Consider the following 24,028-nt stretch of genomic DNA (forward strand, 5'->3'; position numbering starts at 1 on the left):
TACGGCCGGGCGGCCTCGCCTCGCCCCGACTCAGATCGCTGTAGACGGCCTCTGGGTCCAAGCTCGCGCCCGGCACCGGTCGGCCCTAGCACTCCGCCAGCTGTGCGCCGGTTCCTGGCCCAAGCTGTCCTGTGGCATCGCAGCTTGGGCACGTGCCATCGGGCTTTGAATCCACCCCGTAGCGAAATGGCCGGCGGGACCTCACTCGCCGCCGCCCCCGCCACTGTGACCGCCGCCGGAGTGTGTATCCGTATCCAGGCCCGGGCCGAAGTCGCCGTAACGACGATTGCCGCCCGACCGCCTTCGGGGCCGGCCCGCTGGGCGTGGCGCGGCCCCTTCCCAACTCGGGGTGCGATGAGGGAAGACGTACGCCAGCATGCGCCGGTCAAGCTGAGCCTGTTGGAGATGCCGGCGGCCCGCAGGGGTCATCTGACGCTCCGCGCCCGCCACCAGACCCCACGTGGCCAGCCCGCGGCCGATCCCCTCAACCTCCGGAGAGCGCTCAAGGACGGCTCGTACGATGTCGATGTCTGTCGGCCGCCTGCAGAAGGCGACCATCGCGCGCTCGACCGGATGCAGAGGGTGCTTCCCCTCCACGGAATGGACCTGTGCGTTGTGCACCACGAGCAGCCCACGCTGGTGCAGCGCGGTGACCGCACTGTCCACCACATGCCGGGCCCCGCCCGCCAAGAACGCGACGTCATACACGTCCAGGGGTCTCGTCTCGCCCGAGCCCCTGACGATCCACCGGAAGACCCACCGCATACCAGCCCCACCCCCCGTCACGGCCTGCATCTGTCACCGGGCAGTGCAGCCTTCCCTGTCCCTGAAAGTCTGATGCCACGCGATCGACTTTGGGTGACACAGGACGGTCAAGGCAGATCCTCCTGCTCGGGGAGGGTCACCACGTGTGCGGTGACAGACGTCGGGACCAGGGGACATCCCTCTCGACCAGTCACAAGGGCGTATTGCGGATCCCCTGGGGTGAGTCCCTTGTGCGAGGCGTGCAAAACCGGGCGGGCGGAAGCGGACCCGGAGCTGGTGTCCGTCCTGCTGCGGCTTGCCGAGGACATTCTGGCCCGTCACGGCCGTGGACGGGCAGGCAGACCCGTGCGCGGACTCCTTCGCGAATGATCAGTTATTAGCCGGCGGGACGACCATCGCACGAGGTGCCCGGCCCACTCCGTGCGGCCGGACACCTCGCGCGCGCGTCGGATCACACCGCTGTCGCTCGATCCGGGTCGTCAAGGGGGGTGTTGACCCTCAGCCACCGGTAGCCGTACGGGTCCAGCGCGACATCGACGAGGCCGGCGGCCGCCGACTTGAGGGTGTCACCGGTGAAGACATCGGTGAGCAGTCGGCCGCCCCTCAGGCCCGGGACCTCGACGGAGGCGGTGACGGACCGCTCGGAGAAATTGTGCAGCACGAGCACCGCCCCGCCCTCCAGCGAACTGAGGTGGACCAGCACGCCCGGATCGTCCGTGTCGATGACCCGGTAGTCGCCCCAGGCCAGCTCGGGGGTCTCCCGGTAGCGTTCGATCAGCGTCCGCATCCGACCCAGCGGCGAAGCCGGATCGTGCGCCTGGTCGTGCGCGTTGACCTTCGTCGGGCCGAACGCACCCGTCGCGACGGGATTGGGCAGCTCCACTCCCTCCCCCGCGGTGAAACCGCCACTCTTGTCGGGCGTCCACTGCATCGGGGTGCGGACGGCCTGCCGGCCCTCGGCGGCGAGGTTCTCGCCCATGCCTATCTCCTCGCCGTAGAACAGCACCGGTGTGCCGGGCAGGGAGAAGAGCAGGCTGTAGGCCAGTTCCACGCGCCGCCGGTCGCCGTCGACCATCGGCGGCAGGCGGCGGCGCAGGCCCCGGTCGTAGAGCTGCATGTCCTTGTCGGGGCCGAAGGCGGCGAACACCTCGGCGCGCTCGTCGTCGTCGAGTTTGTCGAGCGTGAGCTCGTCGTGGTTGCGGACGAACGTGGCCCAGTGCGCGTCGCGGGGCGCCGCGGGGCGCTCCCGGAGTGCCGCCGCCAGAGGGGCCGCCTCGCCCCGCGCCATCGACAGGTACATCCGCTGCATACCGATGAAGTCGAAGCACATGGTCAGCTCGTCACCGCGGGAGGACTCCGAGTCGCCGAAGAACTTCGCGGTGTCCGGGTAGGGCAGGTTCACCTCGCCCAGCAGCACCGCGTCACCGCTGCGACGTCCGAGGAAGGCCCGCAGGTCGGCGAGGTACTCGTGCGGGTCGGGCAGCTGGTCCGCGTCCTCCTGGCCGTCGGTCTCCAGCAGGAACGGCACCGCGTCGACCCGGAATCCCGACAGTCCGAGCTGCGTCCAGAAGCCCATGATGCGCGCTATCTCGTCACGGACCGCCGGGTTGGCGACGTTGAGGTCGGGCTGCTGCTTGTAGAACCGGTGCAGGTAGTACTGCCCGGTGGTCTCGTCGTGCTCCCACACGCTCTTCTCGACGTCGGGGAAGACCACACCCTCGGGGCCGTCCTCCGGCGGGCTGTCGCACCAGACGTACCAGTCGCGGTACTTCGACGTGCGGCTGGAGCGGGCGTCCTGGAACCACGGATGGTGGTCGGAGGTGTGGTTGACGACCAGGTCGGCGATGACCCGGATGCCCCGGTCGCGGGCGGTGCGCACGAACTCGGTGAAGTCGCCCAGCGTGCCGAGCCGGGGATCGACCGCGTAGAAGTCGGTGATGTCGTAGCCGTCGTCGCGCTCCCGCGTCGGGTAGAACGGCATCAGCCACACGCAGGTGACGCCGAGGCGCACCAAGTGGTCGATGCGCTGTGTCAGGCCCGCGAAGTCGCCGGTGCCGTCGCCGTCGGAGTCCTGGTACGTCTCCACGTCCAGGCAGTAGACGACCGCGTTCTTCCACCACAGGTCGGAGGTGCGGGTCAGCCTCATCGGACACCCTCCGCGACGGCGGCCGGGGGCCGGGTGACATCCAGCTGCGGCAGCACCTTCGCGCCGAACGCGTCGATGAAGGCGTTCTGCTCCTTGCCGACGTGATGCAGCATGACGGTGTCGAAGCCGAGGTCGGCGTACTCCTGGAGCCAGGCCGCGTGCCGGCCGAGGTCGTTGGAGATGTTGACGGACTCCGCGACCCTGTCCGCAGAGACGTGCTCGCTGACGTTGTCGAACAGTTCGGCAGAGTCGAGGTCCCAGCTCGCCGGCGGCCCGTGCACGTTGGTGCGCCACTGGTCGTGGGCGAGTTCCTGGGCGGATTCCAGGTCGGGGGCCCAGCTGAGGTGCACCTGGAGGTGCAGCCGGCCGACGCCGCCCGCCGAACGGTAGGCCTCCACGATCCGGCGCAGCGTCTCGCGCGGCGCGTTCACCGTGATCAGGCCGTCCGCCCACTCCGCGCACCACCGCGCGGTCGCCTCGCTGCACGCGGCCCCCACCAACGGTGGCACCGTCTCCGGACGGGTCCACAACCTGGCCCGGTCCACGGTCACCAGCCCGTCGTGGCTCACCTCCTCGCCGCGCAGCAGCGCCCGGATGATGTCGACGCACTCGCGCAGCCTCGCGTTCCGGACGTCCTTACGCGGCCAACGGTCGCCGGTTATGTGCTCGTTGGACGCCTCACCGCTTCCCAGCGCCGCCCAGAAGCGGCCTGGGTACATCGCGGCGAGGCTGCCGATCGCCTGCGCGACGATCGCCGGATGGTAGCGCTGGCCCGGGGCGTTCACCACTCCGAAGGGGATCCTGTCGGTGGCCTGGAGCGCCGCGCCGAGCCAGGACCAGGCGAAGCCGGACTCACCCTGCCGGACGCTCCACGGTGAGAAGTGGTCCGAGCACATCGCGGCGGTGAAGCCCGCGCCTTCCGCGCGCACGACGGCTGCCAGCAGGTCGGCGGGAGGTACTTGTTCATGGGAGGCGTGGAATCCGTAGACGGTCATGGGATCCGCTTACCCGGCACCGGAGGGATCATCGGCCGCCGTCCCCGCCCGCTCGGCTCAGTCGTTGCGCCGGTGCACCCGCGCCTCCCACGGGGCAAGCACCAGGCGGCCGGGCCGCGGGGGGACCGACGGACCGTTACCCACGACGAGTTCGGCGCCGTCCCATCCGGCGGGCATCACGGCGGAGGCCGTGTCGCCGGTGAAGTTCCCGACGACCAAGAGCACCGTGCGGCCGTACCGGCGGGTGAACGCGTAGATCCGCTCGTCGTCCGGCAGCAGCATCGTGAAGTCGCCGTGCACGACGGCCGGTTCCTGGTGCCGGAGGGCGATCAGCCGACGGTAGTGGTGGTAGACGGAGTCGGGATCCGCGAGGGCCGCTTCGGCGTTGACCTCGGTGTGGTCCGGGTTGACGGGGATCCACGGGGTGCCTGTGGTGAACCCCGCATGCGGGGACGCGTCCCACTGCATGGGTGTACGGGCGTTGTCGCGGCCCATCGCCCGTAGTCCCGGGAGGACGTCTTCGGGTTCCGCCCCCGCGCGCAGCGCCTCCCTGTAGTGGTTCAGGGACTCGATGTCCCTGAAGTCCTCGATGGTGCGCAAGGGCGCGTTGGCCATGCCGAGTTCCTCGCCCTGGTAGACGTACGGCGTGCCCCGGTGCAGGTGGAGCACGGTCGCGAGCATCGTCGCGGACCGGGTCCGGTGGCTCGGTCCGTCGTCACCGAACCGAGAGACCACCCGGGGCTGGTCGTGGTTGTTCCAGTACAGGCTGTTCCACCCGACGTCGGCGAGGCCGGACTGCCAGCGGCCGAGCGAGGCTTTGAGGTCGGTGAGCCGCAGCGGGCGGGGATCGAACTTGCCCCGCCCGTGGTCGAGCCCTACGTGCTCGAACTGGAAGACCATGTCGAGCTCGGCACGCGCCGGGTCGGTGAACAGGCGGGCCTGCTCGACCGTCACCCCGGGCATCTCCCCCACGGTCAGCAGCCGGCCCGGGTACCGGGCGATCACCTCGCGGTGCATCTCCTGGAGGTAGTCGTGTATGCGGGGTCCGCAGACGAAGTAGGGCGAGCCGTCACCGTACGGCCCCTCTTCGTGTACCTCGCCGTCGGGGAGGGCGGGGTCCTTGGAGATGAGGTTGACGACGTCCATCCGGAAGCCGTCCACGCCCCGCTCCAGCCACCAGCGCATCATCGCGTACACGGCCCGACGCATCCGGGGGTTCTCCCAGTTGAGGTCGGGCTGCTTCGGCGAGAAGAGATGGAGGTAGTACGCGTCGCTCGCCGCGTCCAGCTCCCAGGCGGAACCGGAGAAGAAGGAGCCCCAGTTGTTGGGTTCGCCTCCCTCACGTGGCGGACGCCACCAGTACCAGTCGCGCTTCGGGCTCGCCGGGTCGCGTGATTCCTGGAACCACGGATGCTCGTCGGAGGTGTGGTTGACGACCAGGTCCATGACGAGTTTCATCCCGCGCTCGTGCACGGCGCCCAGCAGCCGGTCGAAGGCCGCCAGGTCACCGAAGACGGGGTCGATGTCCTGGTAGTCGCTAATGTCGTACCCGTTGTCGGCCTGCGGGGACGGGTTGACGGGCGACAGCCAAAGCACGTCGACGCCGAGCCCGGACAGATGGTCCAGGCGTCCGGTGAGGCCGTCCAGGTCGCCGACGCCGTCTCCGTCGGAGTCGGCAAAGCTGCGCGGATAGACCTGGTAGACCACCGCGGACCGCCACCACGTGTCCTCGGCGTGTCCCATGTCGTCGGCTGCCATCGGTGGATTCCTCTCGCTCGGGTGGGGAACGTGAGTCTCCTTCCCCGGGGGCTGAGGTCATACCAGTCAGGGCGGCATCGCCGGCCGGCGCCCCGGCTCCCCCGGGACGAACCGACCCGCTGGGGCCCATCCCTGCGCGCACCGGCCGGCGCCTTCTCGGTGAACTCCCGCGCGAGGTATGTCGGACCTCGCCCCTCAGCGGTCCCGTAGCGGAGGGCACAGCGGTCCGCTTCGAATTGGCAGGGGTCCAGGGACCTGATCGCTCCGTGCACCACGAGCCGGAGCCTCGTACCACGCCCGAGGAGACAACCCGCCTCACGGTTCGCCGTCTGCGCTGAGAGCCTCGGCAGACTGCTCCCACCAGGGATCACCCCGCTCACCGAGCGCCACCTTCGCCGACGGCCCACCGAACGAGAGGCGGAGCCGCCGGCGTGTCTGATGCCGCCCTACGTGTGGAGTTGCCGCCTCGACCACGCGCTCGGCGTGAAGCCACTGATCGCGCGACGCGACACCGAACACGGCTCCGGACTCGGAACCCAACGCTGGGTTGTCGAGCGCGCCTTCGCCCACCTGCACTGGTTTCGCCGCCCGCGGATCCGCTGGGAGATCCGCGACGACATCCACGAAGCCCTTCTCACCCTGGGATGCGCGCTCATCTGCTGGCGACGCCTGTCACAACAGGCCCGATCCCTCGCCCTCCCGCAGTAGCCACTCCCGGACCGAAGGAGCAGGGTCAAGGAGCTGGCTGACCTGCATGCCTTCCTCGCGTGAAGAGGTCCACCGTCCGAGCCATCGCCAAACTCGCCGTGATGGATGACGACAGGCGGGGACCCCGCGATGGCCCAGAGGCGGAGTGCGTCGTCGAGCAGGCCGTACAACTGTGGGACGTCCATCGCCTCGACGGCCCACACCGCTGAGGCGGCCGCGGAGTCGTCACGGTCGCCGTGTACCCGCCGAGCCAGAACCGCCCACCCCGCGGTGGAGTCCCGCACCCTCCCCGCCTTGGGCAGGATCCCTACCGCCCTCCCGGAGAAGGCGGCCACGGTAGGGCGGTGGTCCAGGGCGTCGACCTGTCAACGCCGCCTGCGCTGCAGGGTGACGGGGAGGTGGTCGGGGTGCAGGACGAATCCAGCGGCAGGACGGATCCGGGCCCCGGGTGCGAGCCGGAGCGTGAACCGTCCGGCGATCGTACTCAGAAGAATCACGGCCTCGGCCCACGCGAAGCCAGCCGCATACCAGCCCAGCACGCATAATCGCGGCCGGATCCGCTTGCCACCAGCCGCGATCAGGTCCTCGATGTCCCGCGCCGCGCTGGCGTGTTCCGGGCCTATCGCCGCACGCGCCTGGGCGTCCAGGAACGCCTCAAGCGCCCGTTCTGCCTGGGCACTCACCCGGTTCAGACATATCGGTGCCTCCGTATCCGTCACTGGATCAACCCCACCCCTCCGGTACTCAGCACAGCGACGCCATGACACCCCGACTCACCCATGTGGTTCCCCAAGCGAACGCGCACACGATCAGGCGCAGGAGCATCGCTGGGAGCAGCAGGGCGCACACCCTCCACACGCACGCCCCCAAACACCACCCGCGCCCCTGGCATGCCTCCAACAGCCCGAAAACACACTGGCGACACAGCGCTTCCCATGCAGCGAAACGAACCCCTGTACTTCCTGTCAGGACTGCTTGGAAGGAGCCCTGATCAGCGGAAGCGGGGGCCGCCTGGGGCCGCACCCCGACAGCGCGAGAGCGTCCGGCCGGGCAGTGCCCGCGGCCGGAACCACACTCCACTCCCTCGTGCGGGTGGATCCGGGACCGGCGGCGAACCGCCGCGCCACCGCCGTCGCAGGGGTCATGAAGCCAATCGACGAGCAGCACATCGCGGAGCCGTCCCCCGCCGGTGATGCCCCGCACCACCTGGCCGGCGACCAGATCGCCGGCGTGCTCGAATGGAGCCGGGCCGGAACCGGCCGCTACCTGGCCCCCCGTGCCCTGTCGGACACCGCCACGTTCAACCAGCACCCCGCAGGGCTGGGAAACTCCGCCGCCAGCCTCGCCTCACTCCAGCGAACTCACGGCGGAGGGTGACAGTGGCCCCTCCCCTCCGTCGGCCCCCGGCATCTCGGCAGCAGCCGTGGCCCTCGCTCTTGATGTGAGCGTGGCACTTTGACGACACCGCCTACGGAAGCTGGGTATGGAGTGGGCGTGACGCCACCAGGCGCCGGTCGTTGATCGGGCCGGACACATCAGTGCACGAAAAGGACCATGAGCCCTTGGCCTCTGATGGTGCCGCCGCCTCGCGAAAGTGGCACGTCGCGTGGAGTGTGTAGGCACCAGTACACCAAACGGGTGAATGATCGTTTCCGGATTCCGCCGCAGGCGTTTGCAGTCTGCGGACAGGCATGTCCCGGCATGTGAAGAAGGGCACAGGTGGATGACCGAGGCTGTGGCCGAGACGGAGCGCGTCCTGCGGGAGTTGGAGCCGGCGGTGGAGCGACTCCTCGAGCGGCACCTGGCCACAGCCCGTGACTGGTTCCCGCACCAGTACGTGCCGTGGAGCGCGGCACACGACTACGACGGCCCACTGGACGGCACGGCCTGGTCACCGGAGCAGGCAGCACTGCCCCAGGCCGTACAGGACGTGCTGGTGGTCAATCTGCTGACCGAGGACAACCTGCCCAGCTACCACTTCGAGATCGCCACCCGATTCGGGCGGGACGGCGCCTGGGGCACCTGGGTACATCGGTGGACGGCCGAGGAGGACCGGCATGCCTCAGTCCTGCGTGCCTACGTCCACGCCCGCCGCGTCGTGGACCCCATCGCCCTTGAAAACCTGCGGATGCGGCACGTCGGCACCGGCTACCACTCCGGTGCGACAACGCCCCTGCATGCGCTGGCCTACGTCACCGTCCAGGAACTGGCGACTCGGCAGGCCCACCGGAACGCCGGGGCAGCTTGTGGGGACCGGGCCGGCGAGCAGCTGATGGCGCGGATTGCGGCCGATGAGAACCTACACATGCTCTTCTACCGGGACTTGTTCGCTGACGCGCTCGCCCTCTACCCCGGCGCGGCGCTCGTCGCCCTGGCCGATGTCCTCGAACACTTCGAGATGCCCGGTGCGATGATCCCTGGCTTCCGGAGGCGTGCGGCGCGCATCGCGGCATCCGGCATCTACAACCTGGATGTCCACCTCGAGCATGTGGTGGCCCCCCTTGTGCGGGCGCTGAAGGTCACGTCTCTCGTCGGCCTCGGAGCGGCCGGCGAGCAGGCGCAGGAACGCTTGGGTGCGCATGTGAAGCAGCTCACCGTACGGGCGGCCCGAGCTCGGGAACTGTTCGAGCGCATGGAGGCCATGCGTCGTTCATCCGAATGAGGACCGGCGGTGACTGCCGCGAGCCACGTACAGACAGAAGACTCTTGCAGGAGGAACCAGACATGACCCAAGCCGCATCCAACGCCCTTCCCGAGCAGCTTGTGGCCTTGGTCAACGAGCAGCTAGGCGGCGAGGCACAGGCCCGGCAACTCACGCCGGACCTCACTTTCGAGAGTCTCGGCATGGACTCCCTGGCCCTGATGGAACTGGTCGTGGCGGCGGAGGAGCGATTTGGGATCGTACCCTCCGAAGAGGCCATGGACCTGGCCCCGTCTGCCACTCTCGCCGCCGCCGCCCGTGCCTTCGCCGATGCCCGCTGACGTCGCCATCACCGGGCTCGGGCTCATCACCCCGGCCGGGCACACTCTTGAGGAGAACTGGGCGGCCCTGTGCCGGGGCCGATCGCTGGCCGCCCGGGACCCCGAGCTCGTCGGCCTGCCCGTCGACTTCTCCTGCCAGGTGACTGGCCTCGACGCGGCGGCGGGACTCGGCCCGCCGCTGGCCCGGCGGGTGGGACGGTTCATCCAGTTCGCGCTTCTCGCCGCCCGCCGGGCAGTCACCGACGCCGGTCTGCCCACGGACGTCGGACTCGGCGAACGAGTCGGGGTCGTGCTCGGCGTCGGATCGAACTGCCTGAGCACATACATCACCGAGTTCGGCCATCTCGGCGCGGACCGGCCGGTGCGCGTCTCGCCGCTCGCGCTACCGCGCAGCGTGCCGAGCATGGCCGCCGGTGAGGTCGCCCTGGACCTCGGCGCCCAGGGCCCCAACTTCACCACCGCGAGCGCCTGCGCCTCTGGGGCGACCGCGATCGGAGTGGCACGCGATCTGCTGCGGTCCGGAACGTGCGACATTGTTCTGGCGGGCGGCAGTGAATCGGGCCGGTCCCGGATGACGGCCACCTGCTTCACCCGGATGCGCGCGCTGTCGCCGCGCCGCGACGAACCCGAGCTGGCCAGCAGGCCGTTCGACGCAGCTCGGGACGGATTCGTCCTCGGTGAGGGCGCTGCCGTCCTCGTACTGGAACGGGCCGCCGACGCACGCGCCCGGCAGGCCGAAGTGCTGGCCCTGCTGCGCGGTTACGGTGCGGGGTCCGATGCCTACCATCCCGTCGCCCCGCATCCACAGGGCGACGGCGCCGTCCGTGCAATCGTGGCCGCCCTCCGGGACGCGGGGTGCAGCCCTCACGACATCGGACACGTACAGGCGCACGGCACCTCCACCCCGCTCGGCGACCAGGCGGAAGCCGCAGCCCTGGCGCGCGTCTTCGGCGACACCACGCCTCCGGTCACAGCGTCCAAGGGGGTGATCGGACACTCCCTGGGGGCGGCGGGCGCGATCCAGGCGGCGTACACGGTCCTCGCACTACGCCACGGCACGGTCCCGCCCACCGCGAACTTCCAGCAGCAGGACGGCAAGCACATGCTGGACATCGTGGCCGGACCGCCTCGTCCGGTCACCACCAACACGGCCGTCAGCTGCGCCTTCGGTTTCGGCGGCCAGAACGCGGTCCTGCTGCTCAGCAGCACATAGCCAACCGCAGCACCGCCACATCGCAAGGCCATCGAGCTGAACCTGACCCGGTGGTGACGGTCCTGCCACAGGCCCCCGAGGGGCGGCGCAGGACGTCGCCGCCATCGAGCGGGTGAAGGTCCAGGAGCCACCACCCGCAAGAGTGGCCGTCCGGGGAGGGCCGAGCATCACGTGACACCCCTGACGGAGGGCCGGACCAGCGGCGCTCCGCAGGCCGAAACCCCTTGGAGCAGCCATGGACCACTACCAGGCACCACGCCGTGACATCAGCCTGCTGCGCGAACTCGAGCCAGTGGTGGCGAAGGCCGTGGACGCCCACTTGGAGAGCGCGGATGACTGGTATCCCCATGAGTACACCCCCTGGAGTCGGGGCGCCGATTTCGACGGCGTGTTGGGTGGGACACCCTGGGAGCCGGAGCAGGGCACCCTCGCCAAGGCAGCCCGGGATGGCCTGGTGCACAACCTCCTCAGCGAGGACAACCTGCCGAGTTACCACCGGGTGATCGCCGAGCTCTTCACCCGGGACGGAGCCTGGGGAACCTGGGTCAATCGCTGGACAGTCGAAGAAGGCCGTCACAGTATCGCCATTCGCGACTACCTCATGGTCACCCGCGCGGTTGATCCTGTCGCCCTCGAGAACGACCGAACCGCCCACGTCCAAAATGGCTGGGGCATGGACTACGGCGATGATGTCCTCGCTTCCCTGGTCTATGTGACCTTCCAGGAACTCGGCACCCGCGTCTCCTACCGCAACATCAAGCTTCAGTGCGGTGATGTGGCCTGCGAGGCAATGCTCAACCGCATCGCCAAGGACGAGAACCGGCACATGCTCTTCTACCGAACGGTCCTGTCGGCAGCGATGGATCTGCATCCTGACCGAACCGTGCGGGCTGTGGCGGATGTCGCCGCTTCCATCCGTGCGCCCGGCCACGGCGCCCCCGGCTATGCACGGCTGGCTCAGTCGATGGCCCGCTCCGGCATCTACAGTCCCGTCACCCACTACGAAGAGGTCTTGCAGCCCATCGTGCGCTTCCTCGGCATTTTCGACGCCAGTGGCCTGCGCCCGGACGGCGAACAGGCACGAGAGGAACTCGCGGCCGTGCTTGAGCACTCCGCCGGCCAGGCCGCACGGTTCACCCGCATCTTCGAATCCTCAGCCCCGTCCAACCCAGCCCCGGTTCACTGAACAGGACTGCAGATCCGCGCTGCTTTCTGTTTCTGGTTGCCCTGGTGTCCGGCCTGACAAGACCGGTGTGTGGCCGGGGAATCCGCACCCCGGCCCCTGGATGCCAGGTGCCGGCCCCTTCGCCGCGCGAGTCGGGGCCGATCCGTCAAGGGGATGGCGGGTCCTCCGTTGTCCGGAGCGGCATGGGCGGCGTGGCATCCACGGCGGGGCGGGCAGACTCGCGTCATGGCCGTCTGCCCACCGCGTCCAGGAACCTGTACTGATCCAGTTACGCCTCTTGTTCGGCAGAACTTGTCGCGACGGGTTCTGCATCGTCGGGTGCTGGATCCGTGATTGTGCTGGGCATGGAGGCTGTAACAGGGCGGGGCTGCGTGAAAGCGCCTTCAAGCGCGTCGAGCTCGGCGAGCCAGCGGGCGGGGAGTTCGTCGATGTCGGGCAGGCTGGGGTCGGCGACGACGGCCAGGTGCGCGGTGTCGGCGTATTCACCCAGGCAGACCGACAGGTGGTGTCCTGCGGGCAGGAACATCAGCGGCAACATGGCGCGGGTCCTGCGGCCATTGAGTCGAAGGGGCCGCGCGGGGCCGGGGACGTGGGTGGCCACCATGGTGGTGCGCCGCGGGTGCAGGATTCGTGCCAGGGCTCTGCCATGCCAGCGCGTGGGCAGGACGTCGAACAGGACATCCGCGTCGGGATCGCGGTGGCTGATGCGGATGTTTCTGGTGGCCAGGCGGGTGGCGGCCAGTCGTTCGGCGGCGGTGGGCAGGTGGCAGGGCAGGATGACGGGGACACCGCGGTGGAAGTTGCCCAGAGCGGCGCTCGTGTCGCCGCGCCGGGTGTTGAGGGGGACCGTTACCCGTACGGCGCCTGTGGCCTTTTCCGGCAGCCAGGGCCGCAGGGCGCCGGCGAGGGCGGCCAAGTAGACGTCGTTGAGACTGACACCCCCTTCCCGGGCGATGGCCTTCATACGAGGCAGGGGGGTGTGGACCCACAGGCGCCTGGGTGGGCCGGTCGGGGCTTGAACGCGGTCGGGGCCAAGGCTGATGGCGTTCGCGGGCAGCGCGATGCCGGCGACCGCGCGTACCAGGGCGCGCACGCGTGCGCTCGTCCAGGAGCGTGGGGGCACGGGGGGTGTGGGGCGGCGCGGGGGGCCGGGTTCCCGCATCGCGGCGAGCGTGATCCCGATCAGGGACATGCCGTCGAGGAGCCCGTGGTGGGCGCGAAGGAGCAGGGCGAATTCGTCGTCACGGTGGCCGTGGAGCAGGGTCATGCCCCAGGTGACGTCCGTGAGCGGCTGGGCGCACACGCGCTCGATCGCCGAGTGCAGCGCAAGGTCCCCGCCCTGCGCCGTCAGCGCGACCTCCTCGAGGTGATCGGCCGGCACGGTCGGGCCTACCGCGTTCACGCCCCGTGGGCGGGCCCGGTCGCGCAGCGGCGGGTGGGCCAGCCGCATCAAGTCGATCAACGCGTGCAGTTCGACGCTCGAAGGGGCAGGGCCGGCGGCCACGGCCACCCCGCCGATCTCTACGTTCGTGTGGGGGTGTGCCGCCGCGTAGTCGAACCAGCGTTCGCCCGCCGCGGTCGCGTCATCATGGTCGTGCACAGGGTTCTCCGCTGAAGGTCGTTCGCGTGGCGAAGGCTGGGGCGGTGGGCTTGTGTTCATGAGGCACGTCATGCCGTGGGACGCGGCATCGACGGAGAGCCGGTGCGGCCGGATCCCATTCACTCACTGTGGGCTCCCGGCGGGCGCCGTCCGGGCAGGCACCTGGTTACCGGGCGCCTACCGCGGTCGTCTGCGACGTTTCGGATGACGCGGGCCTGCCCTCGGGGATCGCGGCGGCGGTCTCGCGCACCAGAGCCCAGGCATTGCGTACGGAGGCCTGGGACGCCAGGCGCGAGCCCAAGGCCGCGCGCAGGATGTAGCGGCCGTCGACGGTGGTGGGTGTCACGAGGATCCGGTGGGTGGCGTCGAGCTCGGCACGCAGGCGCTCGGTGCGAGCGTTGTCACCGGTGAGGCGGAAACACACCAGTCCGAGTGAGTGCGAGACCAGTTCGAAGCCGGGGCTGTCCCGGACGAGGTCGGCGAGTAGCGCGGCGTGGGAGAGCTGCTCGCGGATGTGCGCGCGCAGGCCCTCGACACCGTGGGTGCGCAGGACGAACCACAGTTTCAGGGCACGGAAGGGGTGCATGAGCGGCACCTGCCAGTCGCGGAAGTCGGTGACGTCGCCCGAGTCGCTTGCCTGGTTGCGCAGGAAAGGCGGGCGGATGTCCATGGCGGCAGTGAGGCTGTGTCGGTCGGCCACCCACATGGCGTCGCAGGGCGGCCCGGTGAGCAGCCACTTGTGGCAGTTCACGGCGTAGGAGTCGGCGTGCTCGACGCCCTCGTTGATCCAGCGGTTCTCTGGGCAGACGGCGGCCGAGCCGGCGTAGGCGGCGTCCACGTGCAGCCAGGCCCCGAACTCCCGGCACACTGCGGCGACGGCGGCGATCGGGTCGATGGCGCACGTGCCGGTGGTACCGACTGAGGTGACCACGATCGCGGGCACCAGACCTGCGGCGCTATCGGCTGCCAGTTGCTCGTGCAGGGCGCGAGGGTCCATCTCGCAGGTGCCTGCCAGGGTGGGGATCTGGGTCGGTTCCCCCAGGCCGGCGATGCGTGAGGCCTTTGGGACGCAGGAGTTCGCCTGGTCGGTGCAGTACAGGCGGTAGCGCCCCTCGGTGCCATGCTCGCGCCAACGCCCACCCGAGGCCCGGTACAGGGCGGCGGCTACGGCCACCAGGACCGCGGAGGACGCGGAGTCCTGAAGGACCCCGCCGCCGTCCCCGGTGCTGAGGAATCGCTCCGGAAGGCCCAGCGCGACCGCGAGGTGGTCCAGGACCGCCTCCTCGAGTTCGGTGGCGGCCGGGCCCGTCGACCACATCATGTGCTGGACCGCCAGGCCGGAGGCCAGCAGCTCGCCGACCACCGAGGCGGGGCTGGGCTGGGTCGGGTAGTAGCCAAGGAACGAAGGGTGCTGCCAGTGGACGAGCCCGGGGATCACCACCCGCCGCACATCGGCAAGGACATCCCGGATCGGCTCGCCGTGCACCGGTACGCAGTCCGGCAGCATGGCGCGTACGTCCCCGGGGTGAAGGTCCGGCGTCACCGGCAGGCGTTCCTCGCGCAGGTCCTCCCAGTAGTCCTCGAGGATCGCGGCGACCTCGCCGATTGCGCTGCGAAACGAATCATCACCAAGAGTCACTGACATGCGGGGTAACGTACCGCATAAAAACTAGTGAAATGGACCAGATGACAAGCGAATCCGTGCTGTGGCTCGCCCCGCCCCAGCACCTGCCCCACAGCCTGGGGACCCTGCACGAGGCCGCGGACCGACTCGACCGTCACCACGCAGCCCCAGACCACCGCCGGCTTCCCGAAGGCGACCCCCGCGAAGCCGCGTTCGACGAATACTTCGCGGTCGCACGGTGCGCCTGCGCCCCCGCCCCCTTGTTGATCGACGCCCTCGACGACACCCTGGCCACAGTGCGGGCCTTCTCCCGTCACCCGGACGGATCTCCAACGGAGCCCGACCTCGATCTCGCCACGCACGCGGCCGGGCTGACCATGAAATCCGGCCGTGCCGAACACCGGACGCAGGACACGGTGCGCCACCGCTGGATTCAAGGGCACCGGCTGTTCTTCGCCCTCACCCAGGCGACCGTGGTCGCGCTGCGGCACGCCCTTCGCGCTCCCTCGCTCGCGGGTTCCGCCCTCGGTCTGGAAAGCGCCGCTCACTTCCTGCGCGCCAGCGCGTCCGCCCTGCGCATCACCGCGTCTTTCGACGCGCAGGACTACCACGACACCGTCCGCCCCTCGATGGCCCCACCACAGGCTCCCGGTGGATTCTCCGGCCTGTGGTCGGCCGATCACCGCGTCCTGGTGCAGAGTCTGCGCGAGTGGGGGCTGGCCGCACCGGCGAAGTCCTCCAGCTTGCGTCCCGCCCACCGGCGCCTGGTGGAAGTCCTGACTGATGTTCACCACGCCCATGTGGGCGTCTGCTCGCGCTTCGTCGGCTCCGGACCCTCCCTGCTCCGCGGCGCGGAACCGGGGGTTCAGGTCTTGGACCGCCTGTGCCAGCGACGCCGCACCGCTCTGGACGCCGCGCCCGCCGGCAGGCCGGCCGAACTGCCCGACGCCCGGAATGAAAACCTCACCCTTCACCACTGAACCCGCACTTGACGCGCCCCGTGCGGGCGGGGGAAGCCGGCTCGGCTCGGCCGCGGGGTGGTCTCCGCGGCCAGAGCGACATCACTTGTGGGTGCCTTGATCGTTAGTGCGGGTATGCCAGTACGCAGCAAGGATGGGACAGGGAGGGGGGCGTGGTCGGCTTCCCGGGCCTGGAGGGTGGTGGTGTGCGCGGCGGTTGCGCTGGTCGCGGCGCTCCTGAGCCTCCCAGCGGTGTCCGGCGCTTTCGGCGCTGGAGGGACCATCGCCACAGGCACCGAGTCAACCAGGGCTCAGACGCAGGCTGAGGTGCTGGGGGTCGGCACCCCGGATCTGGTGCTTGCCGTGACGGTGCGCGACGGGGGCGCACGGCCGGCGGTTGCAGCCGGTGCCGGTGTCGTTGCCCGTGTGCTGGCAGGCGAGCCGGCTGTGCGTACGGTGCAGTCGGCCGCCACGGGAGATCCGTGGCTGATGTCGCGGGACGGACGCACCGGCCTGGTGACGGTCTCGCTGTCGGGCAGCGACGCGGACCGCAAGGAAGCGGCGTTGCGTCTGGTGCCCAAGGCGCGGGCGGCGGTGCCGGGGATGCGGGTGGACGCGAGCGGCGTCTCATGGGCGACGGCCGAGATCGACCAGCAGGGCGGGGCCGATCTGCTGAAGGCGGAACTCTGGGCTGCGCCGCTGATCGTGCTTCTCCTGTTGCTGACCTACGGTTCGTGGGCTGCGGCCGCGCTGCCCCTCGTGGTCGCCATGCTGGCCGTCGTCTGCTGTGTGCCGTTGCTGGGTCTGCTGGCTCAGGTGAGTGATGTGTCCGCGTTCGCGGTCAACGCGGCCGCGGCTATCGGCTTCGGTCTGTCGATCGACTTCACCTTGTTCGTCCTCGCCCGCTACCGCGAGGAGCACGCGAAGGGAACGCCGCGCGCCCGAGCACTGGACGTGGCACTCACTACATCGGGTCGCTGCGTGTTCTGTTCGGCTGTGGTGATCTCGTCGTGCCTGGTGGCGTTGGCCGCCATCCCCGTCCCGCTGCTGCGCGCGCTCGCCCTCGCGGGTGTGGCGGTGACATTGCTGGCGGCGCTGGCCACGTTGACGGTGCTGCCGGCCGCGTTGACGCTACTGGGTGATCGCGTCGATGGCGCCGACCCGCTGCGCAGGCTGCGCCGGGCTCCGATCGGAGGAGCCAGCCGGTTCTGGCGGGAGCTCGCCCGCCGTGTCACCGCCCGGCCCGTGGCGGCGGGCCTGGGGGCGCTCGCGGTGCTGGCCGTGATGGCTTGGCCCGCAACAGGTCTGCGGCTGGGCGCGATCGACGAGCGGACACTGCCGCCGACGGCCTCGGCCGCCGGCGCTGCCGCAGACCTGCGCGGGCGCTTCGACGTACCTCCGGAACGAGTCCAGGTGGTGGTCCTCGAACGGCCGGGCGCGGGCCTTGGAAATTACACGGCCGCCGTGGCCCGGCTGCCGCATGTAGGTGCGGTGCGCGTGGTGCCCAACCCTGCGGCAGGTCGGCCTGGCCAGGCGGCGCATGAGTGGCGCCCGGCAGTGGTGCTGGTGGCGGCAACGGTAGGGCCCGACACGCCCCAGGCCGGGCGCCTGGTCGATGGGCTGCGCAAGACTCCCGCTCCGGGCCCGGTCCTGGTAGGCGGCCGGGCCGCGCAGATCACCGACACCACAGACGCGGTGCGCGGCGCCCTGCCCTGGGTGGCGGTGGCGATGTGTGTGGTTCTGCTGGCCGCGCTCACCGCGTTCACCCGCAGTGCAGTGGCCCCCTTGAAAGCGCTCGCGGTGGCTCTCATCAGTTTGGCTGCCGTTCTCGGCTTGATCGTGTGGGCCTTCCAGTACGGACACGGGTCGGACGTGCTGGGCGGGTTCACGGTCACCGGTTCCCTCGACGCAAGTCTGCTGCTGTTCACCCTGGCCGTCGCGTTCGGCCTGTCCATCGACTACGAGGTCTTCCTCTTGGGCCGAATCAGGGAGGAGTTCGACCGCGGCCTGGGCAACCAGGCGGCCATCGTCAAGGGCATCTCCCGCACCGGCCGGCTGATGACCTCCGCCGCAGCGGCCCTCGCCATCTCCACCGCTGCCATCACGACCTCCCACGTCACCATCCTCAAACTGATGGGTGCGGGCATCGCCTGCGCGGCGATCCTCGACGCGATCCTGGTCCGCGGAATCCTCGTCCCCGCAGTCATGGCACTTCTCGGCTCCGCCAACTGGTGGAAACCCGCACCCATCGGCCGACGACGACGTCCCGGCGCGCGTACCGCGACAACTGAACCCGCGGCGAGCTGACCGCCCGGCCGCCACCCGCACCCCACCGCCGGTGTCACAAGAACGGCGACGACAACCGGCTGATACATATCCACGCCCCGTGCAACCACGAACGCCGGGCCGAGGCCACTCCCCCCACCCCGACGCGAACAAGCCAGGGATCTTGCTTACCGGGCTCCGTGTCGAGGGCCGGGACCACTCATTACAGTGATCCGTATGGACATGCGCAGGATCGTCGCGGTGCTGGCCGAGGAAGCTGACCAGCAGATCCGAGACGGGGTGTGTGATCTGGCGCCGGATGACCGCGCGCTCGCACGTGAGGCCGAGGCCGGCCTGCGCGACGCTGTCGGCCCGCCGGACACTCAGGAGACGTTGCCGCCCATCGACCGGCTCGAACTCCTGCGGGAAACACTTGCCGTCTTGGCCATGGCACTGGCCCGCACTCATGGCCGCCTGGCCTGGTTCCTCTCCGGCGCCATCCACGCCCTCGAACCAGTCCTGCGCTGGCGCGCCCTGCCCGCCGGCCAAGGCGGCACCTTCGGCACCGTCCTCCCCACTCCCGACGACTCTGGTGCCCACTGAGGCCGGCGTGGAGGCTGGCCGGCTCAGTGCGGCCTTTACGTGATGTTCACTTCACTACGACGGCTGACACCCGCCCACAGGCGCAAGGGCTACGTCCCGGCCGGGCCCGCCCTCAGCGCGTCACGACATCGGTGCTGATCTCGCTGGTCCGCTAGCGGGCGATTTCACGACCCGGGCTCCCCGCCCTCCACGGGAAACGTTCCTCTGCGAAGCGAATGCCGGGCATCCTGCCGATCGCACGAGAGGGCTCTGCCCCCCGGCAACAGCCCTCCTCTACGCGCTGTCCTCGTCTTCCAAGGCGGGGGGCTCCTGCCAGGTCAAGGTTTCCAGCGGCGACGGCAGATGCCGGTCCGGGACGGGCAGCGCGTTCATCACGGCGGATGACTCGTCGGTGAAGAGGACGACGGGCGTGGCCGGGACGTGGGCGGGCAGGGGCGCTGCCGTGTTTGCGGTGTTTGTGGCGGTCATCTGTTCCCCCTGGTTCGGTGCGGGCTGTGCCCGGTTGGCGGCCGGTGCAAGGGCCGACTCGCGAAAGCGTACCCAGATCAACATGTGGGGCCTGAGGGCGCAGCGCCACCGAACCCTTTCCCCTGGCAGGTGATGTCGGGGCGTGAGCCGGGGAGCTGGGCAAGCGCCCCCTCGTGGAGAGGTTTGCCCTGACTCTTTCAGGCCTGATGGGCGGTCGAGCGGACCTTTGCATGGCTCCAGCTGTTCAAGCCGCTGCGGATCCGCAGCGAGATACGCGCCAACCGCCACCTGGGCCTGCTCCAACTCGCCTGCAGCACCATCGCCTGCGGAAGCTCCGAGCCTCATTCTGAAATGATCAGTAAGTGTCGTCGGGCGTGTCGGCGATCTCCTCCGATGGAGCCTCCACGTACAGAGGGCGATGTACCTGAAACATCGTCACCGACACAGTTCAAGCTCTTAACCTAGCCCGATGGATACAGCTGTCGAGATGGTCAACGCCCGGACGCGCCAGCTCTTCTCGGAGCTCAGCTCCATCATCGCGCTGAGTCCCCTGCGAGCATGCTGGACAGGTGAGGGCTTCTCTCCCGTGGAGGCCGCGCAGACTCGCTCGGGTGGAGCCCGCAAGCAGGTCTTCAGCTCCTTCGCCGAAGGCGTTGACTGGACCGACGAGGGGGTGGTCCCCATGACCGGGCTCGCGGGTCCGGGTTGTCTACAGCGGCGAGCGGCCTGTACTCGCGGTAAAACCGTAGGAGTTGTTCGGCTGGTCTGACGCCTTCGCGCTGGCGGACGGGCGCGCCCCGCTGACCGTCCACCTGCTCTCCCCGGCTGGGCACCCGGCCGCCGTCACCGGCGACCTCGCGTCGTTCTGGCGCGAGAGCTACCGTGCCGTGCGGGCCGAGCTCCGCGGCCGCTACCCCCGCCACCCGTGGCCGGAGGACCCGGCTGCGGCCGAGCCGACCCGGCGGCTCAACACGCCCAACCGGGGAGCGCCACGGGCAGCCCGGGGTTAGCCGCCACCCGAGCCAGCCGAAGCCGAACCGCCGGAGGTCCAGCTGGAGTTGGGCTGCGGCCGATCGCGCGTGCTGCGCTCGGTGCGCAGCTCCACCACGACCCCAGCCGGGCCGAGCAGGGCCTTCAGCGCGTCGGCGAGCCGCTGCGGGTCGCCGACGAACGGGAGCGGGGCGAGCCGTTCCCGGCCGCCCCGCAGGACGAGTTCCAGCGCGAGCGTGGAGACGGCCGGCTTGTAGTCCCCCTGGTACGGCTCCACCACCTTGTGCGTCAGCTGCACCTCGCGCAGGGTCTTGACGGGCAGCCAGTCGTCCGGCCCGGCGGCCCGGACCAACCGCAGAGACGCTGGCACCCCGGCCGGCGCGAACTCCACCCGCAGGATGTCCCGGGCCCGGGAAAGGGCGAGCGCCAGCCAGCCGAGCAGGTACTCCAGCCCGGCGATCACCCCCACCACCACGAACACGGTCGACGCCCGCACCCCGGCCAGCACCATGCAGAAGGCGACGAGCAGGGTCGGCACGCCCAGAACGAGCGGAGTGAACAGCGCCGGCCCCGCCGAGGTCAGCGCGTTCCACGTCGGCCCGGCCGGGCCTACGCTCAGGACCAGATCCGTCGAGTCGGGGCCTTGTCTCAGCAAGGGATCGGTGGCCATGCCTCCAGCGTAGGACCGGTCCGCAAGAGCGCCTCGACCATATCCGGCCGATGGGGCACGACTTCTGACGGCCGTAGTCCACAGCCGGCGAGCGCGGCGGGCTCCCAGGTCTCGAACCACGGGTCGGGCCACTGCTCGGCGGCGGCCATCAGCGGGTAGGGGGTAGCGCCGTCCAGGCTCTCGCGGATGATGTCGGCGTGGCCGCCGTGGCGTGCGGTCTCCTCGATCAGGTGCAGCAGCACCCACCGCACCGACCACTCCTCGGCGTCGGCGGGGAACCACGACACACCCCGGGGGACGGGAACGCCCTGGCCGAGGTGGGCGATGCCGGCGACGGCCTCGGCGGTCTCCCCGGTCGCCAGCTCGTAGTCGGCCAGCAGCCCGGCTAGGGTTCGCCGGGCGCGGGCCGGAACTCGTCGTCGTCCGACTCGTCGGCCGCCCGCTGCAGGGCGCCGGAGCGCCGCAAGGCGAGGGCCGTCCAGCGGCGCCTGGGCGTGCCGATCAACACCGATGCGCAAGACGCGCGGTCTGCGGCGGCGGTGATGGTGACGGAACTCGCCCGCGACTTCCACGACATCGACGTGGAGGTGAGCTGGGAGCCACCCCGGGAGCCTTTGGTCATGGACTGCTCAAGTCACCCTCGCCGCCGATGACGAACCGCCTTCGCCGGACGCCGAAGGGTAAACGGCAAGCTCAGGAATAAGACAGGCCGCGCTTGCGGAGGAGTTCGAAGCCGACGCGGCCGAACATCTGGCGCTTCAGCATTTTGATCCGGTTGACATGGCCTTCGACGACTCCGGAGTTCCACGGCTGCGAGAGTCCGGCAGTGACGGCGTCGAGTCGCGTTCCAGGTGTGGCGAAGGAGCGCACCGACGCGGTGAGTGCGTCCAGTTCGGGGCAGCTGGCCAGTACGGTCTTGAGCTGGAGCTGGTATCTCTCGGCCAGGGCGTCGGGGTGGGTAAGGATCCAGCGGGTGACAGCGCGGGCGGTTGGCCGCCGGGGGTCGACCTGCTGGGGCTTGCCGCGTAGGTTCCGGCTGACGTAGGCGCGGACGTTGCCACGCCCCCACCGCAGAACCCCACCGCCGACACAAGGGCCTACGGGTGACACCGGAGGCAGTGTTGAACGCGTTCAATACCTCTGACAGTATGGCTTCCGGTGAACCTGCCGGAGCAGCGGAGTCGGATCCGCCTGCCCTCGCGACGGGTCGCCACGAGACCGGAGGTGGGCACGACATGGGCCTGATCTTGCTACTCCTCGCCCTGATAGTCGCCCTTGTGGCCCTGGCCGTGATCCTCACGGCGAGCGCGGGCCTGGGCCTCGCGACCGCGGCGGTGAGCCGCAGGCTGCCGCTCTGGGCCAGGATCACGCTGCTGCTGACCCTTGCCGCCGCTCCGGCGGCGGCACTGGTGAGCACCTTGGACGTCGCGGCCGTCTGGCAGTTGGCCGCTTGGGCGCTGCCCTTCCTCACGACGGTCGCCTCAGGAGCCGCCTGGCTCGCCTTCGAAGCCCACAGGCGCCGCGCGCCCAGGCTCCCGAGGCCGGCATGGCCGGTCCGCCACACACCAGCCGCCGGTCGCTGAGCACGCACCACTCAGGTGAGTTCCTACAGCACGCCGAGCAGGGCGTTGTCCTCCCACTGGTCGACGACTTCGACGTAGCCGGCCAGGACTCTGGAGTGGGGCCCATCCGCGCTGCTTGGCGATGACGATCTGGTCGTGGCCCGCGAGCCGGGAGGACATCACGATGCGACGAGCCAATCAGGGCGTGCGGATCACTGCTCCCGAAATGAACCACTGCACCAGTGCAGCGGCAAGGTGGACTCCCGCCCTGGCGGCTTCCAGGGTCTCGGGCACGGTCGCGCTCTGGGCGCCGTGGCGCGAAGTCTGCCCATCCCAACGCGCGCGCATCATCGCCTCCCCCGGGGCGATCAGGTCATTGGATCCAGCAGGCCCTGACCGTCGGCAACCCGCCCGAGACGGTCGCCCTGGGCGTTCCCATCGTGGCCGATCTCGCCTACCAGGGCGCCGGTCCGTGGCTGACCACGGGGATCAAACGCAGGCCCCTGCAGGAACTGACTTCCGCTGAGAAGACCCGCAACCGTGCCCTGGCCGCCGCACGGGCACCCGTCGAACGCGGCGTCGCCCGCCTGAAGTCCTGGCAGATCTTCCGCAGGTCCCGATGCAGCCCCAACCGCATGACGTCAATCGCCAAGGCCATCCTCACACTGGAGCTGCAACGCTGGAGAAGCTCAGTGATGAATTCGGAGGCCGGCCGGAGGCAGCGGACAGGCCGCCGGCCGCCGGAGGGATTTCCGGCGGCCGGCGGCCCGTTGAAAGGCTGGGGAACGGTGTCCTCGGCGCGGGTCCCTGTCACTCGCAGGGATAGCTGGTGATGCGGACGAGGTACGCCGCGGCGACCCAGCGGTTGGTGCCCACGTTGCGGAAGCCGTTGGTGGTGGACGCCGACGCGAGGATCGTGGCGCCGTTGTCGTAGGACCCGACGACCCGGTAACTGGTGCCGGGACCGCTGCGGATCAGCAGACCACCACTGGCGTTGACCCTGTAGTAGCACCGGGTGGCGAGCACACCGGCCGGCGCGAGCTCCACGGCCGCGCCCGTCGTGCGGGCGGGTGCGGCGGCCTGGGCCGTGAGAGCGCCGCCGAGGAGTGCGGCGGCGGACAGGGCCGCCACGGCCGCCGTGCGGGCGGCGGAGCGACGCGGTGACATGGTGCGGCGTGCTGCTGTGACGGTCATGGAATCGATTCCCCTTGCGTCGTCGGTTCTGGGTGCGGAACACGTACGTAGGAGCAGGCTCGGGCCGACCGAGCGGTGTCACCGCTCAAAGACACCGGAACCGCGCACGACGTTAGCGCCATCGGGGCGAAATCAGCCGCCTGGCACACGAGAACTCCCCAACCGGAACGGGGGAAGTGGCCCGTTCCGGTTGGGGAGTCCGTAAGACGCTGAAGCCCCGGGACGCCCCTTTCAGGGGGCCCGGACGGCGTCAGCGCTTGGCGCGCGAGATGGTGCGAAGTCGAACATCCGATCTGGATCCAGTTCATAGCCGTCGGTCTTGCCGATGTAGCAGCGCATG

22 protein-coding genes and 4 pseudogenes are annotated in these 24,028 nt (G+C 69.9%); 13 read left to right on the plus strand and 13 right to left on the minus strand.

What is annotated here, in order from left to right:
- Positions 1–201: 201 nt before the first annotated feature.
- The 4 genes from BGK67_RS01845 to BGK67_RS01860 form a co-directional block, all read right to left on the minus strand.
- Positions 202–795: a TIGR04222 domain-containing membrane protein gene (locus BGK67_RS01845; RefSeq protein ID WP_347878388.1), complete on the minus strand. Its 594-nt coding sequence runs from the start codon at positions 793–795 to the stop codon at positions 202–204.
- 421 nt (positions 796–1,216) lie between these two features.
- On the minus strand, positions 1,217–2,911 hold the full coding sequence (locus BGK67_RS01850) for an alpha-amylase family protein (RefSeq protein WP_069918212.1): 1,695 nt from the start codon (positions 2,909–2,911) through the stop codon (positions 1,217–1,219).
- The gene (locus tag BGK67_RS01855) at positions 2,908–3,906 is read right to left on the minus strand and encodes a TIGR03885 family FMN-dependent LLM class oxidoreductase (RefSeq protein ID WP_069918213.1); all 999 of its coding nucleotides are present in this window, start codon (positions 3,904–3,906) and stop codon (positions 2,908–2,910) included. Before BGK67_RS01855 ends, BGK67_RS01850 begins: the two co-directional genes overlap by 4 nt.
- 57 nt (positions 3,907–3,963) lie before the next feature.
- Complete coding sequence (locus tag BGK67_RS01860) at positions 3,964–5,664, minus strand: glycoside hydrolase family 13 protein (RefSeq protein WP_069918214.1); 1,701 nt, start codon at positions 5,662–5,664, stop codon at positions 3,964–3,966.
- A gap of 480 nt (positions 5,665–6,144) precedes the next feature.
- Here BGK67_RS01860 and BGK67_RS01865 point away from each other — a divergent pair.
- A pseudogene (locus tag BGK67_RS01865) lies at positions 6,145–6,372 on the plus strand (transposase); the annotation flags it as partial.
- A gap of 365 nt (positions 6,373–6,737) precedes the next feature.
- Here the strand turns inward: BGK67_RS01865 and BGK67_RS01870 are convergent.
- Complete coding sequence (locus BGK67_RS01870; protein ID WP_141753988.1) at positions 6,738–7,091, minus strand: polyprenyl synthetase family protein; 354 nt, start codon at positions 7,089–7,091, stop codon at positions 6,738–6,740.
- Between the two features lie 424 nt (positions 7,092–7,515).
- Here BGK67_RS01870 and BGK67_RS01875 point away from each other — a divergent pair, with 424 nt between their 5' ends.
- From BGK67_RS01875 to BGK67_RS01895, 5 genes are all read left to right on the plus strand, one after another.
- On the plus strand, positions 7,516–7,749 hold the full coding sequence (locus BGK67_RS01875) for a hypothetical protein (protein ID WP_141753989.1): 234 nt from the start codon (positions 7,516–7,518) through the stop codon (positions 7,747–7,749).
- Positions 7,750–8,095: 346 nt separating this feature from the next.
- The gene (locus tag BGK67_RS01880) at positions 8,096–9,034 is read left to right on the plus strand and encodes an acyl-ACP desaturase (RefSeq protein WP_069918218.1); all 939 of its coding nucleotides are present in this window, start codon (positions 8,096–8,098) and stop codon (positions 9,032–9,034) included.
- Positions 9,035–9,096: 62 nt separating this feature from the next.
- The gene (locus BGK67_RS01885) at positions 9,097–9,354 is read left to right on the plus strand and encodes a phosphopantetheine-binding protein (RefSeq protein WP_107488738.1); all 258 of its coding nucleotides are present in this window, start codon (positions 9,097–9,099) and stop codon (positions 9,352–9,354) included.
- On the plus strand, positions 9,344–10,567 hold the full coding sequence (locus BGK67_RS01890; protein ID WP_069918220.1) for a beta-ketoacyl-[acyl-carrier-protein] synthase family protein: 1,224 nt from the start codon (positions 9,344–9,346) through the stop codon (positions 10,565–10,567). The genes BGK67_RS01885 and BGK67_RS01890 overlap by 11 nt, the downstream gene beginning before the upstream one ends.
- Before the next feature lie 235 nt (positions 10,568–10,802).
- Positions 10,803–11,753: an acyl-ACP desaturase gene (locus tag BGK67_RS01895; RefSeq protein ID WP_069918221.1), complete on the plus strand. Its 951-nt coding sequence runs from the start codon at positions 10,803–10,805 to the stop codon at positions 11,751–11,753.
- Positions 11,754–12,021: 268 nt separating this feature from the next.
- On the opposite strand, the gene BGK67_RS01900 is transcribed toward BGK67_RS01895, so the two are convergent.
- Together BGK67_RS01900 and BGK67_RS01905 are read right to left on the minus strand one after the other, a co-directional pair.
- Positions 12,022–13,353: a WS/DGAT domain-containing protein gene (locus tag BGK67_RS01900; protein WP_069918222.1), complete on the minus strand. Its 1,332-nt coding sequence runs from the start codon at positions 13,351–13,353 to the stop codon at positions 12,022–12,024.
- A 166-nt stretch (positions 13,354–13,519) separates the two neighbouring features.
- Complete coding sequence (locus BGK67_RS01905) at positions 13,520–14,998, minus strand: pyridoxal-dependent decarboxylase (protein WP_069918223.1); 1,479 nt, start codon at positions 14,996–14,998, stop codon at positions 13,520–13,522.
- Between the two features lie 32 nt (positions 14,999–15,030).
- Between BGK67_RS01905 and BGK67_RS01910 the strand changes: the two genes are divergently transcribed.
- From BGK67_RS01910 to BGK67_RS01920, 3 genes are all read left to right on the plus strand, one after another.
- A complete protein-coding gene (locus tag BGK67_RS01910) occupies positions 15,031–15,957 on the plus strand; it encodes a hypothetical protein (RefSeq protein ID WP_069918224.1) in 927 nt (308 codons plus the stop codon).
- 231 nt (positions 15,958–16,188) lie between these two features.
- The gene (locus BGK67_RS01915) at positions 16,189–18,243 is read left to right on the plus strand and encodes an MMPL family transporter (protein ID WP_167739528.1); all 2,055 of its coding nucleotides are present in this window, start codon (positions 16,189–16,191) and stop codon (positions 18,241–18,243) included.
- A 195-nt stretch (positions 18,244–18,438) separates the two neighbouring features.
- Positions 18,439–18,804, plus strand: coding sequence for a hypothetical protein (locus BGK67_RS01920; protein ID WP_069918226.1), 366 nt, complete (start codon positions 18,439–18,441; stop codon positions 18,802–18,804).
- 273 nt (positions 18,805–19,077) lie between these two features.
- Here the strand turns inward: BGK67_RS01920 and BGK67_RS01925 are convergent, their stop codons facing one another.
- A complete protein-coding gene (locus tag BGK67_RS01925; RefSeq protein ID WP_069918227.1) occupies positions 19,078–19,272 on the minus strand; it encodes a hypothetical protein in 195 nt (64 codons plus the stop codon).
- A 207-nt stretch (positions 19,273–19,479) separates the two neighbouring features.
- Here BGK67_RS01925 and BGK67_RS39730 point away from each other — a divergent pair.
- Positions 19,480–19,593: pseudogene (locus tag BGK67_RS39730) on the plus strand (IS5/IS1182 family transposase); the annotation flags it as partial.
- 368 nt (positions 19,594–19,961) lie between these two features.
- A pseudogene (locus tag BGK67_RS01930) lies at positions 19,962–20,282 on the plus strand (ATP-dependent helicase C-terminal domain-containing protein); the annotation flags it as partial.
- Here the strand turns inward: BGK67_RS01930 and BGK67_RS01935 are convergent.
- From BGK67_RS01935 to BGK67_RS39740, 4 genes are all read right to left on the minus strand, one after another.
- Entirely contained in the window at positions 20,279–20,932 is a 654-nt protein-coding gene (locus BGK67_RS01935) for a hypothetical protein (protein ID WP_069918229.1), read from the minus strand. The pseudogene BGK67_RS01930 and the gene BGK67_RS01935 sit on opposite strands and share 4 nt — an antisense overlap.
- Complete coding sequence (locus tag BGK67_RS39370; protein WP_244291412.1) at positions 20,911–21,414, minus strand: mycothiol transferase; 504 nt, start codon at positions 21,412–21,414, stop codon at positions 20,911–20,913. Before BGK67_RS39370 ends, BGK67_RS01935 begins: the two co-directional genes overlap by 22 nt.
- On the minus strand, positions 21,318–21,554 hold the full coding sequence (locus BGK67_RS39735) for a hypothetical protein (RefSeq protein ID WP_167739514.1): 237 nt from the start codon (positions 21,552–21,554) through the stop codon (positions 21,318–21,320). Before BGK67_RS39735 ends, BGK67_RS39370 begins: the two co-directional genes overlap by 97 nt.
- A 71-nt stretch (positions 21,555–21,625) precedes the next feature.
- Positions 21,626–22,042 (minus strand): transposase, encoded by a 417-nt coding sequence (locus BGK67_RS39740; RefSeq protein WP_069918230.1) that lies wholly within the window; start codon positions 22,040–22,042, stop codon positions 21,626–21,628.
- Positions 22,043–22,167: 125 nt separating this feature from the next.
- Between BGK67_RS39740 and BGK67_RS01950 the strand changes: the two genes are divergently transcribed.
- Positions 22,168–22,515, plus strand: a complete 348-nt coding sequence (locus BGK67_RS01950) for a hypothetical protein (RefSeq protein ID WP_069918231.1) — start codon at positions 22,168–22,170, stop codon at positions 22,513–22,515.
- A gap of 407 nt (positions 22,516–22,922) precedes the next feature.
- Positions 22,923–23,174: pseudogene (locus BGK67_RS35780) on the plus strand (transposase family protein); the annotation flags it as partial.
- A gap of 130 nt (positions 23,175–23,304) precedes the next feature.
- On the opposite strand, the gene BGK67_RS01960 reads toward BGK67_RS35780, so the two are convergent.
- Entirely contained in the window at positions 23,305–23,688 is a 384-nt protein-coding gene (locus BGK67_RS01960; RefSeq protein WP_069918233.1) for an SH3 domain-containing protein, read from the minus strand.
- Positions 23,689–24,028 lie beyond the last annotated feature (340 nt).

Source organism: Streptomyces subrutilus (assembly GCF_001746425.1).
GTDB classification, from domain to species: domain Bacteria; phylum Actinomycetota; class Actinomycetes; order Streptomycetales; family Streptomycetaceae; genus Streptomyces; species Streptomyces subrutilus_A.

Excerpts from the sequence above, each read along its gene's own strand:
- BGK67_RS01850 (WP_069918212.1), bottom strand. The coding sequence starts at position 2,911 with ATGAGGCTGACCCGCACCTCCGACCTGTGGTGGAAGAACGCGGTCGTC.
- BGK67_RS01890 (WP_069918220.1), top strand. The coding sequence starts at position 9,344 with ATGCCCGCTGACGTCGCCATCACCGGGCTCGGGCTCATCACCCCGGCC.
- BGK67_RS01845 (WP_347878388.1), bottom strand. The coding sequence starts at position 795 with ATGCAGGCCGTGACGGGGGGTGGGGCTGGTATGCGGTGGGTCTTCCGG.
- BGK67_RS01935 (WP_069918229.1), bottom strand. The coding sequence starts at position 20,932 with ATGGCCACCGATCCCTTGCTGAGACAAGGCCCCGACTCGACGGATCTG.
- BGK67_RS01905 (WP_069918223.1), bottom strand. The coding sequence starts at position 14,998 with ATGTCAGTGACTCTTGGTGATGATTCGTTTCGCAGCGCAATCGGCGAG.
- BGK67_RS01950 (WP_069918231.1), top strand. The coding sequence starts at position 22,168 with ATGGGCCTGATCTTGCTACTCCTCGCCCTGATAGTCGCCCTTGTGGCC.
- BGK67_RS01910 (WP_069918224.1), top strand. The coding sequence starts at position 15,031 with ATGGACCAGATGACAAGCGAATCCGTGCTGTGGCTCGCCCCGCCCCAG.
- BGK67_RS39735 (WP_167739514.1), bottom strand. The coding sequence starts at position 21,554 with ATGACCAAAGGCTCCCGGGGTGGCTCCCAGCTCACCTCCACGTCGATG.
- BGK67_RS01860 (WP_069918214.1), bottom strand. The coding sequence starts at position 5,664 with ATGGCAGCCGACGACATGGGACACGCCGAGGACACGTGGTGGCGGTCC.
- BGK67_RS01960 (WP_069918233.1), bottom strand. The coding sequence starts at position 23,688 with ATGACCGTCACAGCAGCACGCCGCACCATGTCACCGCGTCGCTCCGCC.
- BGK67_RS01880 (WP_069918218.1), top strand. The coding sequence starts at position 8,096 with ATGACCGAGGCTGTGGCCGAGACGGAGCGCGTCCTGCGGGAGTTGGAG.
- BGK67_RS01895 (WP_069918221.1), top strand. The coding sequence starts at position 10,803 with ATGGACCACTACCAGGCACCACGCCGTGACATCAGCCTGCTGCGCGAA.
- BGK67_RS01885 (WP_107488738.1), top strand. The coding sequence starts at position 9,097 with ATGACCCAAGCCGCATCCAACGCCCTTCCCGAGCAGCTTGTGGCCTTG.
- BGK67_RS01875 (WP_141753989.1), top strand. The coding sequence starts at position 7,516 with ATGAAGCCAATCGACGAGCAGCACATCGCGGAGCCGTCCCCCGCCGGT.
- BGK67_RS01925 (WP_069918227.1), bottom strand. The coding sequence starts at position 19,272 with ATGACCGCCACAAACACCGCAAACACGGCAGCGCCCCTGCCCGCCCAC.
- BGK67_RS01920 (WP_069918226.1), top strand. The coding sequence starts at position 18,439 with ATGGACATGCGCAGGATCGTCGCGGTGCTGGCCGAGGAAGCTGACCAG.
- BGK67_RS01855 (WP_069918213.1), bottom strand. The coding sequence starts at position 3,906 with ATGACCGTCTACGGATTCCACGCCTCCCATGAACAAGTACCTCCCGCC.